The 14,875-nt window shown below is 53.3% G+C and carries 12 protein-coding genes; 4 read left to right on the forward strand and 8 right to left on the reverse strand.

Features of this window, described 5'->3' with window-relative positions; genetic code table 11:
* Positions 1-702: 702 nt before the first annotated feature.
* Positions 703-1,986: an alpha/beta hydrolase family protein gene (locus tag JMJ04_RS27005; protein WP_420799510.1), complete on the reverse strand. Its 1,284-nt coding sequence runs from the start codon at positions 1,984-1,986 to the stop codon at positions 703-705.
* Positions 1,987-2,113: 127 nt separating this feature from the next.
* Between JMJ04_RS27005 and JMJ04_RS27010 the strand changes: the two genes are divergently transcribed.
* Positions 2,114-2,665, forward strand: a complete 552-nt coding sequence (locus tag JMJ04_RS27010; protein WP_201373519.1) for a helix-turn-helix domain-containing protein — start codon at positions 2,114-2,116, stop codon at positions 2,663-2,665.
* 221 nt (positions 2,666-2,886) lie between these two features.
* Here JMJ04_RS27010 and JMJ04_RS27015 read toward each other — a convergent pair whose 3' ends face one another.
* The 6 genes from JMJ04_RS27015 to JMJ04_RS27040 all read right to left on the reverse strand — a co-directional run bounded on the left by JMJ04_RS27015 (position 2,887) and on the right by JMJ04_RS27040 (position 9,065).
* The gene (locus tag JMJ04_RS27015; protein ID WP_201373520.1) at positions 2,887-3,663 is read right to left on the reverse strand and encodes a dienelactone hydrolase family protein; all 777 of its coding nucleotides are present in this window, start codon (positions 3,661-3,663) and stop codon (positions 2,887-2,889) included.
* A 64-nt stretch (positions 3,664-3,727) separates the two neighbouring features.
* On the reverse strand, positions 3,728-4,141 hold the full coding sequence (locus tag JMJ04_RS27020) for a MerR family transcriptional regulator (protein WP_201373521.1): 414 nt from the start codon (positions 4,139-4,141) through the stop codon (positions 3,728-3,730).
* A 132-nt stretch (positions 4,142-4,273) separates the two neighbouring features.
* The gene (locus JMJ04_RS27025) at positions 4,274-5,356 is read right to left on the reverse strand and encodes an ABC transporter permease (protein ID WP_201373522.1); all 1,083 of its coding nucleotides are present in this window, start codon (positions 5,354-5,356) and stop codon (positions 4,274-4,276) included.
* 61 nt (positions 5,357-5,417) lie between these two features.
* The gene (locus JMJ04_RS27030) at positions 5,418-6,416 is read right to left on the reverse strand and encodes an ABC transporter permease (RefSeq protein WP_201373523.1); all 999 of its coding nucleotides are present in this window, start codon (positions 6,414-6,416) and stop codon (positions 5,418-5,420) included.
* The gene (locus JMJ04_RS27035; RefSeq protein WP_201373524.1) at positions 6,413-7,957 is read right to left on the reverse strand and encodes a sugar ABC transporter ATP-binding protein; all 1,545 of its coding nucleotides are present in this window, start codon (positions 7,955-7,957) and stop codon (positions 6,413-6,415) included. The genes JMJ04_RS27030 and JMJ04_RS27035 overlap by 4 nt, the downstream gene beginning before the upstream one ends.
* A gap of 82 nt (positions 7,958-8,039) precedes the next feature.
* Entirely contained in the window at positions 8,040-9,065 is a 1,026-nt protein-coding gene (locus JMJ04_RS27040) for an ABC transporter substrate-binding protein (RefSeq protein ID WP_201373525.1), read from the reverse strand.
* Positions 9,066-9,778: 713 nt separating this feature from the next.
* Between JMJ04_RS27040 and JMJ04_RS27045 the strand changes: the two genes are divergently transcribed.
* Both JMJ04_RS27045 and JMJ04_RS27050 read left to right on the forward strand, forming a co-directional pair.
* Positions 9,779-10,792: a LacI family DNA-binding transcriptional regulator gene (locus JMJ04_RS27045; RefSeq protein ID WP_201373526.1), complete on the forward strand. Its 1,014-nt coding sequence runs from the start codon at positions 9,779-9,781 to the stop codon at positions 10,790-10,792.
* Positions 10,793-10,957: 165 nt separating this feature from the next.
* Positions 10,958-12,901, forward strand: a complete 1,944-nt coding sequence (locus JMJ04_RS27050) for a glycoside hydrolase family 15 protein (protein ID WP_201373527.1) — start codon at positions 10,958-10,960, stop codon at positions 12,899-12,901.
* A 58-nt stretch (positions 12,902-12,959) separates the two neighbouring features.
* Here the strand turns inward: JMJ04_RS27050 and JMJ04_RS27055 are convergent, their stop codons facing one another.
* Positions 12,960-14,267 (reverse strand): helix-turn-helix domain-containing protein, encoded by a 1,308-nt coding sequence (locus tag JMJ04_RS27055; protein WP_201373528.1) that lies wholly within the window; start codon positions 14,265-14,267, stop codon positions 12,960-12,962.
* A 124-nt stretch (positions 14,268-14,391) separates the two neighbouring features.
* Here JMJ04_RS27055 and JMJ04_RS27060 point away from each other — a divergent pair, with 124 nt between their 5' ends.
* Positions 14,392-14,832 carry a GNAT family N-acetyltransferase gene (locus tag JMJ04_RS27060; RefSeq protein WP_201373529.1) on the forward strand — a complete coding sequence of 147 codons (441 nt, stop codon included), beginning with the start codon at positions 14,392-14,394 and terminating at the stop codon, positions 14,830-14,832.
* Positions 14,833-14,875: the final 43 nt, after the last annotated feature.

Consider the following 14,875-nt stretch of genomic DNA (forward strand, 5'->3'; position numbering starts at 1 on the left):
AGATTCGAGGTTTGATAGCGCATAGAGCGCTCCTTTCACAGCAACAACTGCTCTGGGTAGCACTCAACCGTGATCCATGAGCATCACAATGCGCGTGATGCGTCAGGGGGAGCCTTTATTCGTGAGGATGATGGAAACAAAGACCACGGGCGAGAACCACCCGTGGCTGGTGATAGGCGAAAGCCATGTTTAAGCGGTAACATTCGACGAAAACGGGAGCAAGGGGAACAAAGTAAACCTGCCGTGATCCAGGGACGGATCCGGTTTCGTTCGTCGATTCATAATCTATCAGTCCACAAGGGTACTCACATTAGAGGGTGTGCTTCTTCACCTTGTTGACGTTGTTGTGCTGCGGGTTAAGGAATGACATGTGTTTCTACTCTCTCTTTTAGAAATATCAGAAGCAAATATACCATATTGAGGCAGTTCCATCAACTATTGGGGTCAGTGGTGTGCGATTCATTTTTTTGCACGCGAACCCATAGGCCCCACGTTGACGTCGGGCAGATTCATCATCTGGAGTCGAGACGCTTCTTTCGTGCGTCAATGTTCCCTTCTCATCACGTAAAAAAGGCAGAAAGAGCGTGTTGCTTGGGGCATTGATGCGTCATCGTCTGCCTGGTCGCCCCAGGATGCCACATAGACGCGACGTTGACGTCGCGTCTATGTGATAGAAGCGCAAAAATGTGAATCACACCTGGGTCAGTGTGTGGGCATCAACCACTCGGCGATGTCGGCAACGACGGCTGGGTCGACGTGTTGCGCCGGTTCGTATTCCGCAGGCGTGGACGGGCCTGTGCCAGAGAAGAAGAGATGATTGTCAGCGTCGTAGACCCGGATGGTGACATCAGGCCGATGATCGAGGCCTGCCTTCCATCGCGAGAGATCATCCTCGACCGTCACTTGATAATCACGGCCACCCTGGAGAATGAGCATTGGTTTGTCCAGCGTTGCCGCAGTCATGATCGGATCGTAGCTGCGCAGGTCTAACCAGTACGAGGCCGACAGATCGAAGGGTAATTCCCTGGTCGGCGTCGACGGGGACAGGTGAGGGCTATCAACCATCGCGGCCTGTCGTGTAACCGTCTCGACCATAGCTTCCATATCTGGGCCGGGATAAAGTTGGGCGAGATAGCGAGTCACGCGGATGGCTGCGTGTTGCATTGGTTGCGCATCACCAGCCAGGATGATCAAACCGGCAACGGACGCCTCGGTGGTGGCAACACGCGGGGCAACCTTACCGCCCATGCTGTGACCGAGGACGAAGACCCGTGTGGGGTCCACGGTCGGTTGTTGCTGAAGCAGGTGGACGGCGGCAACCGCATGCGGCACATACTCGTCAGTCATCGTGAAATCGCGCGTGTTCGCCACCTGGCGGCTATGGGTGTAGGTCACCTTGTCGAAGCGTAATACCGCCACACCACGACTGGCCAGCCCCCACGCGAGGTCTTTGAGAGGCTTGTTCGACCCGCTGGTTTCGTCGCGGTCGAATGGCCCTCCTCCGCTGAGCAGCACAACGCCTGGTCGTGGGCCGCGTCCATGGGGCAGGCTCAGCGTGCCTGATACAGCAAGCGGGCCTGAGCCGACCGTGACATCACGCTCGTCGAAGCTATCCGGGTCCGCGTAGGTCGGCTGAGTCCATGACGTGGCTGAGGGCGCAAGTCGTAAACCGTTCAGGAGACCCTTGTTGTCGACCGACATAACCATTGTGAGCGCACCATGCTCACACGTGACTGGGACACTCACGCGGACCAGCCCTTCTCCCATTTGATCGAGCAGGGGCTCCCCGATGGTGGAAACCGGGCCACTTTTGCCTATCTCGGCTAACCAGGCAACACGCACCGTCTCTGCAGATACTACCGCCCGTAGCGGCGGCGCGAACAACTCCTCAATATCTGCGAAGCGTCCATCCCGAGCCATCTCGACGACTGTAATGGCGATCACTGCTGCATCGATTGTAGTCAACTTAGTAGTCTCCTCTCTCATTTTTGCGAACGTTAGCTCATAATTAGATATTTCTTCAATGTCAGCTTCATATCGCAGTCTCAATATTGAGAATGATACCATATATTCTCAATTTTGAGAATAGTCTCATATGTGAGACAATGGTATCATGAATACAATCGAACTACTCTTACATCCAGTGAGGCTTCGCATCGTGCACGCCATGTCTGGTGGGCGAGCCCTCACGACTTTTCAACTGCGCGCTCGGATGCCCGATGTCTCAAAGGCCACCATGTACCGGCAGATCAGCCTCCTTGTCGATGGAGGCATCCTCGAGGTGGAAGGTGAACAGAAGGTGGGTGGCACCGTCGAACGCCGCTACCGGCTACGAGGACCGAGTACGGTGATCAGTGCCGACGCGGCCGCGTCGGCTTCACTGGAAGATTATCGCCGCGCATTCGCCACGGCGATGACCGCCCTGCTTGGCGAGTTCAACGCCTACCTCGACCGAGACCACGCTGACCCGACAGCCGACGCTGTAGGATTCCGGCAACATTCGCTTTGGCTCAACCCAAACGAGCGTGACGAACTGATCAGTGAGATGCGCAAGGCAATCGTACCACAGTTGAAAAACGAACCCGCGCCGGGCCGCAGGCAGCACCTTCTCAGCCCGATCCTGTTCCCAATCGAGGATTTGCCACCACAGACACCTGAGAAGTAAGTCCATAGGCTGGTCGGTATTTGTTTGATGGGTGAGTACCTAGATGTTGCACATTTTTACGAAAGGGAGCCTTTTGACCTTTTCCAGTATGTTGCGAGAACGAGCCGCGTTCCTTGTCAGCAGAGAATGTTGTACATAACCCGCTCGCGATCCGCAAGGGAGGATGAAATGTTGGCTGAGTAAGATTCCCCAGCGTAGGGAAATCTTACTCAGCTCTCGGCTCAAGCCAGTTCAGTGGCGAGCACTTCGCAAATGCGGTGCCAGGCATCACCTGCCGCACCCTGGCGATAACTATCTCCTTCTTCGTAGAAGAAGCGGTGTGGTGTATCGGGGTAGGTTACTAGTTCATGTCTGACATTGGCCGCCCGCAATTCTCTGGCAATGGCTTCACGTTGCGAAGCCGGGATGAGGCTATCTTGTTCACCAACAAGCAATAACAGGTATCCATCATGTTCAGCTATTCCAGGTGTTAGAGACAGCGTGGAGGTTGGTCTGCTTAGTGGAATATCCTGAGCGGTGAGCCAGCCTGGATAAAAGGCCACCGTTGCCTTGAGGTCGAATTGGGTGGCAGCAAGGTAGGCAATATGTCCGCCAACGCTTAACCCCACCATGCCGATCTTCGAGCTTTTCCCCTCATTGCGTAGGTAGATCATTGAGGCGCGCACATCATTGATCGCTTGCTGGCGGGTGAACCGATGCAACAATTCAAAGCCGCGAGTGCGGCCCTCGACAGTCGCTTCCAGCTCTATGCCGGGTAAAGAACGGTGATAAAAATCAGGTGCCAGCACTACATAACCGAGTTGGGCAATCCGATCTACAACATTTCGGATATAACTGGTCACTCCAAAAAGTTCAAAGCCAACGATCACCCCAGAATAGCTGCCTGGAGCTTGGGGACGTGCCATATAGGCTCTCATCGTGGATGAGCCAGATTCCTCATTTACTGAGATGTTAACATATCCCGTCGTAATCACATGCGTTTCGGTAGCTTGAAACATGAAAATCCCTCTTCCCTCATTCATGCTATTTGTTCTCTTGTTCCTGAAGGGATGTCGTCATTTCCTATTCACTCGGCTCAGAAGCAGAAGTGGAATGAGGCAGAGCGTCACGTTGAGCCAGGAACGCTTTTTTATGAGCGATCTTGTGTTGCAATGCTGTCATGTGCTGCTCCAGCCTCTGCATTTGCTGCGAGAGAGCGTACTGGTGTTGTTCAAGGATACGCAGGCGCTCAGTTGCCGTGGTTTCTCCCTGGCGGCGAAGTTCGGCAAAGTGGTGAATCTGCGCGAGAGGCATCCCTGTTTCGCGTAAGTTGATAACCAGGCCAATCCAGTCGATGTCCTTTTGCATGTAGCGACGATGGCCGCTTGATGCACGTCTCACCGGCTCAAGCAGTCCAATACGCTCATAATAGCGCAGGGTATCGATGGAGAGTCCTGTTCTTTCCGCAACCTGTTGGATCGAGAATTCTGTTTCCATGCAAGAACTATACAACCTGAAGTGAACTCCAGGTCAAGGGGTATCAGGGAATTTTTTCTCAATTTCTAAGGAACGTGGCATTCCTCCCCCGCTTACAAGACGGGGGCATCCTGCCACGGGTTTGGTGAAAGTCTAGGTACTTTGTCTGGCGCGTTTCTGCTGAAGGCGGCTTTGCAAGAGGACGACAATAAGCAAAAATATACCACGAATGACATTCTGCCAGAATGAATTGAGGTAGAGTCCTCCACCATGATCCAGTGTGTAATTATTCTCTAACTGAAGGATCTCCACAATTGTGCCTAATAAAAGCACACCCACCAGCGTACCGAAAACTGAGCCAACACCGCCGGTCAACAATGTGCCACCAACTACCACCGCCGCGATAGCAATCAGTTCCCAACCATTCCCTTCGGTTGCTGAACCACCATTCAGATTGATGGCTAACAATACGCCGACGAGTCCGGCCAACGCGCCACTGAGTGTATACACCCAGAAAAGCGTCCGCTTGACCGGCAACCCCATCAGTTGCGCTGCTTCGGGATTGCCCCCAATGGCCAGCACATAGCGGCCAAAGCGCGTATACCGCAGCACCAGGATGCCGATGAGAAAGGTCACCAGCAGAAGTGGGATAGGAAACGGCACCGGTGGATTAAGAAAGCCGTCCCCCACCGTTGTTCCCGCAACCGTTATGAAATCGCTTTTCTGATCCAGGTTGACGCTGGCTGCATCATTGATAAGCCTCAAAGCCACACCACGCACGATATACAAGGTGGCAAGTGTGGCGATAAACGGTGGCACGCGCATCCACGCCACGACAATACCATTCACAATACCCACCAGCGTACCCGCAATAACCGCCGCAAACAGTGCATAAAAGAAACCATGCGAGCTGGTAAGCGCTGCAACCACACTGGCAAGTGCCGCGATACCGCCGACAGAGAGATCAATGCCGCCAGTCATGATCACAAACGTCATTCCCAGTGCGATAAGTCCAAATTGTGCATTGAAATTCAATACGCTGTAGATAGTGATTGTATTGAAATTGTCATAGCGAAGGAAACTAAAGGTCACGACAATAATGAGCGCCATCAGCGCTCCTTGCTGTCTCACAAAATCACCAACTCTGGGCAAACGTTCTTTAATCCCAACGCGCGTGGTTGCTTCGCTTGGCTCTGCCAGTGCCGCGATGCCTGGCTGTGATGAAACCTTCGGCATAAGTGAGTCCTCCATACTCATAAGCTGTGCTCACTCGCTGTGGCACACAATTGCTCCCTTATTATGCTTTGCGCTGACGCTGGAGGAAGACTGCCAGCACGATAAGCATACCAATGATGATACTGGCAATATCATTTGGCACATTCAGCGCCACCAGTGTCTGACGAATAAGCTGAATGAAGATGGCTCCAACCACTGTTCCCATGATGGTTGCATGCCCGCCAGTCAGTCGAGTGCCGCCCACGGCAACCGCCGCAATCGCATCAAGTTCCTTACCCAGACCATCAGTAACTGGATTGGCCGCAGAATCAAAGGCGATATACGCCAATCCGGCGATTCCGGCCAGCAGGCCACTAATTGCGTAGACGATGATCAAAATCCGGTTCACAGGGACACCCGCCAGGCGCGCCGCCGATTGATTCCCACCAGCCGCAAGCAGATACCGGCTAAAGGCTGTGGCACGCATAAGCCAGGCAAAAATAGCAACAATGACGGCCATCAGGATCACTTGCCTGGGAAGGAAGCCGAACAGATTGCCACTCAGCCAGCTCACAATGGGCGCACTTAAAAACGCAAACTGGAATCCATTGACCGTGACCTCAGCAACTCCACGTATCGTAATCAGGGTGATCAGCGTGGCAACAATAGGCTGTACCTTGAAACGCGTCACAAGTAGCCCGTTGAATGCACCGATCAATGTGGCAACCACCAGCGCAATCGGCATCGCAACGGCAGTACCCAGCACAATGTTCTGGATGCCAAACAATTTCCCGCTGAAAATCAGATACGTGAGTATCCCCGTCAGCCCCATGATCGAGCCCACCGAAATATCGATGCCTCCAGTTGCAATCACCAGGGTCATGCCAACCCCAAGAATCAACGTCGGCGTCACGTGGACCAGCAGATCGGTGATCGAAATCCACGAGTTGAATTGCCTGGTAAAGATAATATTGAAGATGATGAGCGCCACCAGCGCAATTAATGCTCCATAATCCTGCCCAATATTACGTAGGCTCCTCAACTCTTTTAGCATCGTCAAACGCTGCTCTAATCGAATCATGCGCCTTCTCCTGTGCCAGATTGCTCCTCTCCATGCGCCATAGCGGCCATGATCACATTCTGGCTGATATCCGCACGAGAAAGTTCGGCCACGGTTACTCCATCACGCAATACCGCCACGTGATCGCTTCCTTCAATGATCTCTTCAAGTTCAGAGGAGATAAGCAAGACACCCATACCTGACTCCGCCAATTCCTCGACCAACTTCTGTATCTCACTTTTGGCACCCACATCGATGCCACGTGTCGGCTCGTCAAGCAAAAGCAAACGAGGGTTTAAACAGAGCCAGCGCGCCAGCAAGACCTTCTGCTGATTGCCGCCCGATAGCTCGCGAATCTTTTGCTCTGGCCCCGCTGTTTTGACACCTAAACGTTGAATGAAACGATCAACAATCTGTTCTTGCTTCTTGCGATCAACGATGCCAGATCGCGTCAACGTAGGAAGTGCCGCCAGCGTGAGATTTTCGCGCACGGAGAGATCTGGAATAATCCCATCAATCTTACGGTCTTCCGAACACAGTCCGATGCCTGCACGAATGGCGTCTATAGGCGCGCGGAAATGAACTTCTTTCCCGTCGATGGTGATCTTTCCGGCTTCGATGGGATCAGCTCCAAACACAGTACGAGCAACTTCGCTCCGCCCGGAACCGAGCAATCCCGCCAGGCCAACAATCTCCCCCGCATGCACCTTGACACTTGCATTTTGGAGCTTACGACCCTGGCGCAGTCCGACTGCATCCAGCAGCACTTCCTGCTGGGCGTGGTGACGGCTGGCATCAAAGCTGGTCTGCCCACTCTGTTGCACGCTACCTAAATCTTTGCCGAGCATCTTGGACACTAACTCAAGCTTGCTGATGCTTGCGATGGGCCGCGCATCCACAGTGACACCGTCTCGCAAAACAGTGATGCTGTCACAAATCGCGTATAATTCGTCCAGTCGATGGCTGACGAAGATGATGGAAACTCCCTCCGCTTTCAATTGCCGAATCACAGCAAACAGAGTGGCAACTTCATCATCATTGAGCGAGGATGTGGGCTCATCCATGATCACCAGTTTGCTCTTGAAGGAGATGGCACGCGCAATCGCCACCATCTGCTGAGTCGCAATGTTATAGGTATTGAGGGACTTTGTCGCATCGATCGAGAGATGCAACCGCTTCAGTAATGTGCTGGCCTCGGTGTTCATTTTTCGCCAGTCAAGCAATCCCCAGCGAAAGAGTTCGCGTCCCAAAAAAATATTCTCGGTGACGCTGCGATATGGAACAAGATTGACCTCTTGATAAATGGTGCTGATGCCATGGTGCTGTGCCTGTTGTGGTGATTGGAAAGCCACAGGCTGCCCATCAAAGAGGATCGTCCCTCCATCGCTGCGATATACACCCGTGAGAACCTTGATAAGCGTGGATTTACCCGCACCATTCTCTCCGATCAGCGCGTGCACATCACCACGCGCCACTCGTATCGAGGCATCTGAGAGGGCAACCGAGCCGGTAAAACGCTTGGTGATGTGCTCCATGTGCAGAAGCACATTATTTTCTTCCATGACCTACCTCTTAAATCGTTGATACTGGCGCTGCCGTGATAGTGGATAGCGCCAGTATCAACGCGAATGCGCTTAGAGAAGCTTAGAACGCGTTGGGTAGGTAAGCTGCCGCTGTGCCATCTGCCTTCTTGAAGACTCTATCCGGCTGCACGACCCACGCGGGCAGATCATCGCCCTTGACAAACTTATCGAGGGTGTCGAAGACCAGGGGACCAAGTCGTGGGTTGCATTCCACGACCGCATACTCTTCACCCGAAACGACGAGATTGACAGCATCTTTCGTTCCATCGATAGAAACCACCTTGATATCTTGTCCGGGATGTTTGCCTGCCGCCTTGAGTGCAGTGATCGCGCCGATGGCCATTTCGTCGTTATGTGCGAACACACCCTTGATATCGGGGTACTGTTGGATCAAGGTCGCCATGACTTGCTGACCTGTCGCGCGGTTAAAATCAGCAGTCTGCTCAGCAACGATTCTGATGCCAGGCGCCTTCGTAGACAGTTCACCATTAAAACCACCACCACGCAAAATAGCGGGGGAGGAGCCAGTTGTGCCATCCAGTTCGACGATGGTCGCCTTCGCGCTCGGACCACCCAGAGCCTCGATCAATGCATCAGCCGCCAGCGCTCCCTCTTTCTTAAAGTCGCCACCTACGAATGTGGCAAAGTCACGACCTGGAGACGCCAGTTGCTCATTGACATCACGATCCACAACAATTACGGGAATGCAGGCTTTACGGGCCGCAGCAACTTGAGCCGCTTCCGCATCTTCGGTGTGTGGGTCAACCAATAGCACATCAGGATGATCATTAATCAGGTTCTGAATATCCTGGACCTGCTGAACATCAGAGTTGTTCGCATTTGTTTTCAACAACTGGTAGCCATGAGCCTTGGCCGCATCCGCAATGCTAGCTTCTTCAGCAAAGCGCCAAGCGCCGTCTAGTGCATTCTGCGACCAGGCGACCTTATGAACAGTGCTCGAGGGTTTGACTAACTTTGTGTTGCTGCCAGGAACACAGCTAGAGGAAGAACTTGCCGAGTTGCCGCCGCTGCCACCACAGGCAGAAAGTGCCATGCCCAGAACCGCGATGAGGGCGATGTTCGTCATGAACAACCATTTGAGTGGAGATCTGGAAAACCGCATTAGGAACCAACCTTTCGTAACAGATGACAACACTGTCCGCCGAGCAGAGTGAATCCCCCTACCTACTGATATCGATTCACTCACATCCTAGTGCGCTACGATAGTAATATGTTGCTTCTTCAACCGCTTGTTGGGATTTCAAGGCGCCAAAGGTGCCCCCACCAGTACGACTTACTTCTTCTCCGAAAACCTGAGCGCGGCCGCTATGCCCCGAATGGGGGTTGGGTTTCGGAATAAGATCTTAGTACAGCGCCTTCGTCAGCGCATTAGGAGCCTGGCAAAATGAAATTATGGCGTTATAGGATACTATCTGTTCCATGCTTCCCATGCAAACCCGGGATGATAGAGATGCCTGGAACAATTGACGGGCTCCAGCGCTAAGCTGAAATGCCCTCACCTCCTTATGGTGGGGATTCATCGTAGCTTCCTGCCACGAAACTGTGGATTTACCTGAAGTATGCAGCCGATTAAATTTAATCGCTTTAAAGTTAGTATAATGATGAAATTCAGCTTTGTCAAGAATCTTTGCGCGAATGTGCAATACCATTGCGCGAATATACAGATCTAGCGCAAATTGACGTCGCCAAAAGCGCACTGTATAATTTAAGTGCTATACTAGCTGCTCGGTATCCAATGATTGGATTTAACCGTTTAAACGGGAGAGGATGCGACAAGGAATGACGACAATTGCTGATGTAGCCCGCCGGGCGAAAGTAACGACGGCGACCGTATCTAATGTGCTTACGCAGCGCGTGCCCGTCAGCGATAAGACACGCGCACGTGTTCTACAAGCCATCAAAGAATTAGGCTATCGGCCAAATTTAGTGGCGCGAGGATTAGCCCAGGGTAAAACATTGACATTAGCATTGGTCGTACCCACCCTCTCAAATCCCTTTTTTGCCGAAGTCGTGGAAGAAATCGAGCACGTCGCGGACCTGCACGATTATCAATTGCTCTTGAGTATGACCCATAATTCTCCAGAAGAGGGCAAACGCCACCTGGAACGCATGGCCAGCCGTTGGGTAGACGGCTTCATCGTGATGGGGATGGCCGCCGATATCGCCGATGTCCTCTCCCTCAGGGATAGTGGCAAGGAGGTGGTGCTGAGTGTATGGAATCAAGATGCATCTACCCAGACCTTGCCCATAGTAGATATTGATTTTCGTCTGGCAGGCGAACTAGCAACACGACACCTTCTAGAATGCGGTCATCGTCGCATCGCGGCTATTGTGGAAGAACCCGTACAATTGACAAGGCGCAAGGGCTTCGAGATCACACTTACAGAAGCGGGCATCCCTGTCTTGCCCGAATATATCCGCCAGGGCGATTCATCGTTTGAGAGCGGCTATCAAGCTGCTTTAGCATTGTTAGCGCTGCCTCAACCACCTACTGCAATCTTTGCTGGCAACGACTGGATGGCCCTGGGCGCGATGGAAGCTATCGCAAACCGGAACTTATCGATACCACATGATCTCTCGGTGGTAGGAGTAGATGATATCAGTCAAGCCGCACACTCCCACCCTGCTCTTACAACCATCAGTATTCCCAAACGGGAGATGGCTCGTGCCGCTACCGAATTGTTGCTGCGCTACATCCAGGGAACAGATATCCCCACAGAACCCCTGAAGATCCTGGTCAGCCCTCATCTCAAGGTACGCCAATCAACCGCCAGGATCAACAGCGCACTCTGAACTTTTAATGCATTAGCCTACAATTAGCCCCCTAAAAGCCCTTTCGTCTTGTCTGACAATATTCCATACTTTTTTTATCTCATGAAGATGCGCTGCGAAGTTGCAGCGTCATTGCCATCATGGCTGTGCATACGAGGGCCATTGCATAGAGGGGATGTGGGTTATATGACACAATCAGACCACCAGTATCACCCGATCAATTCCTATGGCGTCATCGGCGACTGCCACTCAGCGGCATTGGTCGCCCCCGATGGCTCAATTGATTGGGGCTGCTTCCCAGATTTCGATAGTCCCGCTGTCTTCTGTCGCCTGCTCGATGCCGAGCAGGGAGGGTACTTCCAGATTGCGCCTACGGACAGGAAGCTAGGAGGAAAACAGCGTTACCTGCCTAACAGTAATGTCTTGCAGACAACCTTTACTGGCGAGCAGGGACGCGTCACGCTTACGGATTTTATGCCTGTTGAGGACCTGAGCGCCTGGTCATATCGGACCCTCAATAACAATACCTGGTTGCACGAAAACGGCTCCTGTCACTCCCTGGTACGTATTATTAGCTGCCAGGATGGGCATATGGAGCTCACAATGCGCTTCAAAGCGACGCCTAACTATGCTATATCGCCAGCGACCGTCCAACTCATTGAGGAGAAAAGCGGTGTCATCTGCACCAGCCACGAGCAACATGTCGGCCTGGCCATCCTCGGGATACATGACATACATGCGTTTAGTATTCATATGGAGCATGGACCACAAGCACGGCATGCGACCATTATCGCGCACTTCACTCTCTATGAAGGCGAGCGGCTGACCTTCGCGCTTGGTGTAGGGCGTAGCCAGCGCGCGGTACACCGCCTCGTGTCCTGGGACCTTCTCCAGCGCAACTTCGATTGGGAGCTATCACACACCCTCTCGTGCTGGCGCAAATGGATCGCAGCGTGCGAGTATGACGGCCCCTATGCCGAATGGGTGAGGCGCAGTGCCCTCACGCTAAAGATGCTCTGCTATGCACCTACAGGCGCGCTTGTAGCCTCGCCCACGACCTCCCTGCCAGAAGAGATAGGCGGTGTACGCAACTGGGATTACCGCTACACCTGGCTACGCGACTCCTCTTTCACTCTCTATGCCCTCAACATGCTTGGCTTTACCGAAGAGACACGCGCCTTCACACGCTGGCTGCTCCATCTCTCCTATACAGACGGTGAGGACCTCCAGATCATGTACGGCATTCGTGGTGAGCGCGAACTACCAGAAAAGCTCCTCACACACCTCAGTGGTTATCGCGGCTCACAACCAGTACGTGTTGGGAATGCGGCGGTCAAGCAAAAACAGCTCGATGTCTTTGGCGAGGTTCTGGACTGCATCTGTCTCTACTGGAGCACAAGCAACTATGAGCGTTATGGCGAGCAGCCCAATGGTCCTCTCTGGCAGCTCTTGAGCATCCTGGTCGAGTATGTCTGCCAGCACTGGCAAGACACAGATAATGGCATCTGGGAGATACGCGGCGAACCCACGCACTTCGTTCACTCCAAGGTAATGTGCTGGGTCGCGCTCGACCGGGGCATACGCATGGCTCAGCGATACCACCTGGCGGCAGACCTGGAGCGCTGGAAGAAGCTACGCCAGAACATCCATGAAGATATCATGGTGCATGGCTATAATCCGGTCCTCCAGAGCTTCACCCAGCGCTACAGCGATACCGCCCTCGATGCCTCAAACCTGATCATGCCCCTGGTAGGCTTTATCGCCCCCGATGATCCACGCATGGTCAGCACCGTCGAGCGTACACTTGAACTCCTTACTGACCAGCAGGGCTTTGCCTATCGCTATCGCAACGAAGACGGTCTGAACGGAGACGAAGGAACCTTCACCATGTGTACCTTCTGGCTGATTGAGAATCTCGCGCTCCAGGGGCGTGTCGAAGAAGCCCGCCAACTCTTCGAACGCGTCCTGGCGTGCGCTGGTACCCTGGGACTCTTCTCCGAAGAAGTATCCCCTGTGAATAAACTCTCACTCGGGAACTACCCCCAGGCCCTTACGCATATCGCACTCATCAATAGCGCCACCACCCTGCACCGGGCAGAGCAGCGCAAGAAGGACGACAAATCTGCCTGATGTTTTTTGGGTGGGTGATGTGGTGTGCTGTGGCAGCCGCAGGCCACAGCACACCACATCACCCACCGTAAGATTTGTGATAGGTTCTAGTATAATCCGCGATCACTGGATGGAGCAGGTAGCGCCCCTGGTCATTTACCTCAAGCAGTCCAGTATCTACTAGTAGATCGAGCGTCGCCCCATCGCCGACGCCAGCACAGGCTGCCAGGGCCGCCCCCTCAGAGAAGCTCAATGGCTTCATGGGTAGGGTGGCAAGCATAGCCAGGGTGCGCAATGCACAAACATCCAGGTGCGACGTCGTCCGCTCAATACATTCGCGCAAAGACCAAGTCGCGCCTGGTTCACCAAAGGTCGAAGGCATACGCAATTGCAGGCGCGCAGAGGCATGACTCAGGTATTCCAGAGCATGCTGGAGGCGGCGAGGCTGGCGACCATTAGCCTGGGCTTGCAGGTATCTACCAATCAGGCATAGCGCCAGGGGTAAACCACCTGTCGCAGAGGCAAGCGAGCGCAACGGTTGATAGCGCTCCTCGCGGATATCGGGAATAAAGCTTGCCAACAGGTCCAGGCTCTCCTCCAGGGATAGCTCTGGTACCTGGAGGGAAGCAGTATTGGCGAAGTGATAAGCCAGTGCGGGTATACGCGTTGTGAGCAGGTAGGCGCAATGGGGGCCACCAACCTGTAACGTTTGCGCATCTTCTAACGTCCAGGCATCATCAAGGAGAAGGAGAAGGCGTCGCGGGCCAATGGTGGCGCGTAGCAGCATGGCCAGGGTCTCCGGGTTTTCCGCGCGTTCCAGAAAAACCTCATTAATTCCCAGGACACGCCCCCAATGGCGTAGCAAGGCCACGAGATCGGGTGAACGTCCTAAAGATGCCCACAGCGTTCCATCACAAAAGTGAGCCGTTATCTCCTGGTCACGAGCCAGGGTTACTGCCAGCGAGGTCTTGCCTATGCCTGGAAGGCCATATAGTGCCGCGCAGGCGGGCAGCTCCTGGTCACAGAGACAGGTTTTTAGAGAGCGTAATAGGGCCTGGCGCTCAAGCACATTCTTCTGCGGTAGAGGGAGCCCCGGATCATAGATTATCTGTGGGAACGCATGCATGCAACTATGCGTACAGGCGGGATACGGATATAAAGGCGGGTCGTCACGAAAAAGTCCTAGCTCCTGGGGGAGCCTGGCATATAGCTCACATAACTTTTGTAAGAAAAAGGCGCTGGGGAAGGCGACTCCGCGCTCCCAGCGCCCAATTGTCTTGGCATCAGCGATGCCGATCTGGCCCGCCACATATTCACGCGTCCATCCTCTGCGCTGGCGTTCACGCAGCAGTAGCTCATTTGGCTGCATCCTGGTGTGTCTTCCCACATTCCAATCCCTTCCACCGTACACAATTTCCACTTCACCTTAATGCTTGACGCTGCAAATATAATACAACTCAGCTCTCCTCTCTTTCAAAGAGATGTGCATCAATTTCGAAGGGAAGTACCCAATGGACCATCAGATTAAGGTCTTGTCTGAGCCAAATCCAGCATTTGCAGCCTACCTACATGAGCAGATCAGAGAATTTAATAACCAGCAATCGCCGGCGCATAAACAGGCCAGGTCTGAAGGAGCAGTAAAACCAGTGCATATCTTGGTTGTAGATAAAGATGGCCAATGGCAAGGCGGCACTACAGCCGAAATCTACTGGAACTGGCTGGAACTTAGAGGTTTCTGGCTGCCGGATACGCTTCGCGGCCAGGGCCTCGGCAGTTCAATCCTGGCGCAAGTTGAGAATATAGGAAAAGAACATGGGGCGAGCAAAGTCTTATTAACTACCTTCGAGTTCCAGGGCCGCACCTTCTATGAGCGTCATGGCTACAAAGTCGTCGGCGTGGTAGAAGATTATCCTCCGGGCACGAATTACTATACGATGGTAAAGGTGCTTTAGAGAAAGCGCTACTTTACGTACGCATCTACTCTATTTATGCTAT

The sequence above is a fragment of the Ktedonobacter robiniae genome (assembly GCF_016587375.1).
Lineage (GTDB): Bacteria > Chloroflexota > Ktedonobacteria > Ktedonobacterales > Ktedonobacteraceae > Ktedonobacter > Ktedonobacter robiniae.

What these genes read in the sequence shown, in the direction of transcription:
- JMJ04_RS27005 (WP_420799510.1), bottom strand. Translation starts at nt 1,986, where the DNA reads ATGAGAGAGGAGACTACTAAGTTGACTACAATCGATGCAGCAGTGATC.
- JMJ04_RS27010 (WP_201373519.1), top strand. Translation starts at nt 2,114, where the DNA reads ATGAATACAATCGAACTACTCTTACATCCAGTGAGGCTTCGCATCGTG.
- JMJ04_RS27015 (WP_201373520.1), bottom strand. Translation starts at nt 3,663, where the DNA reads ATGTTTCAAGCTACCGAAACGCATGTGATTACGACGGGATATGTTAAC.
- JMJ04_RS27020 (WP_201373521.1), bottom strand. Translation starts at nt 4,141, where the DNA reads ATGGAAACAGAATTCTCGATCCAACAGGTTGCGGAAAGAACAGGACTC.
- JMJ04_RS27025 (WP_201373522.1), bottom strand. Translation starts at nt 5,356, where the DNA reads ATGCCGAAGGTTTCATCACAGCCAGGCATCGCGGCACTGGCAGAGCCA.
- JMJ04_RS27030 (WP_201373523.1), bottom strand. Translation starts at nt 6,416, where the DNA reads ATGATTCGATTAGAGCAGCGTTTGACGATGCTAAAAGAGTTGAGGAGC.
- JMJ04_RS27035 (WP_201373524.1), bottom strand. Translation starts at nt 7,957, where the DNA reads ATGGAAGAAAATAATGTGCTTCTGCACATGGAGCACATCACCAAGCGT.
- JMJ04_RS27040 (WP_201373525.1), bottom strand. Translation starts at nt 9,065, where the DNA reads ATGACGAACATCGCCCTCATCGCGGTTCTGGGCATGGCACTTTCTGCC.
- JMJ04_RS27045 (WP_201373526.1), top strand. Translation starts at nt 9,779, where the DNA reads ATGACGACAATTGCTGATGTAGCCCGCCGGGCGAAAGTAACGACGGCG.
- JMJ04_RS27050 (WP_201373527.1), top strand. Translation starts at nt 10,958, where the DNA reads ATGACACAATCAGACCACCAGTATCACCCGATCAATTCCTATGGCGTC.
- JMJ04_RS27060 (WP_201373529.1), top strand. Translation starts at nt 14,392, where the DNA reads ATGGACCATCAGATTAAGGTCTTGTCTGAGCCAAATCCAGCATTTGCA.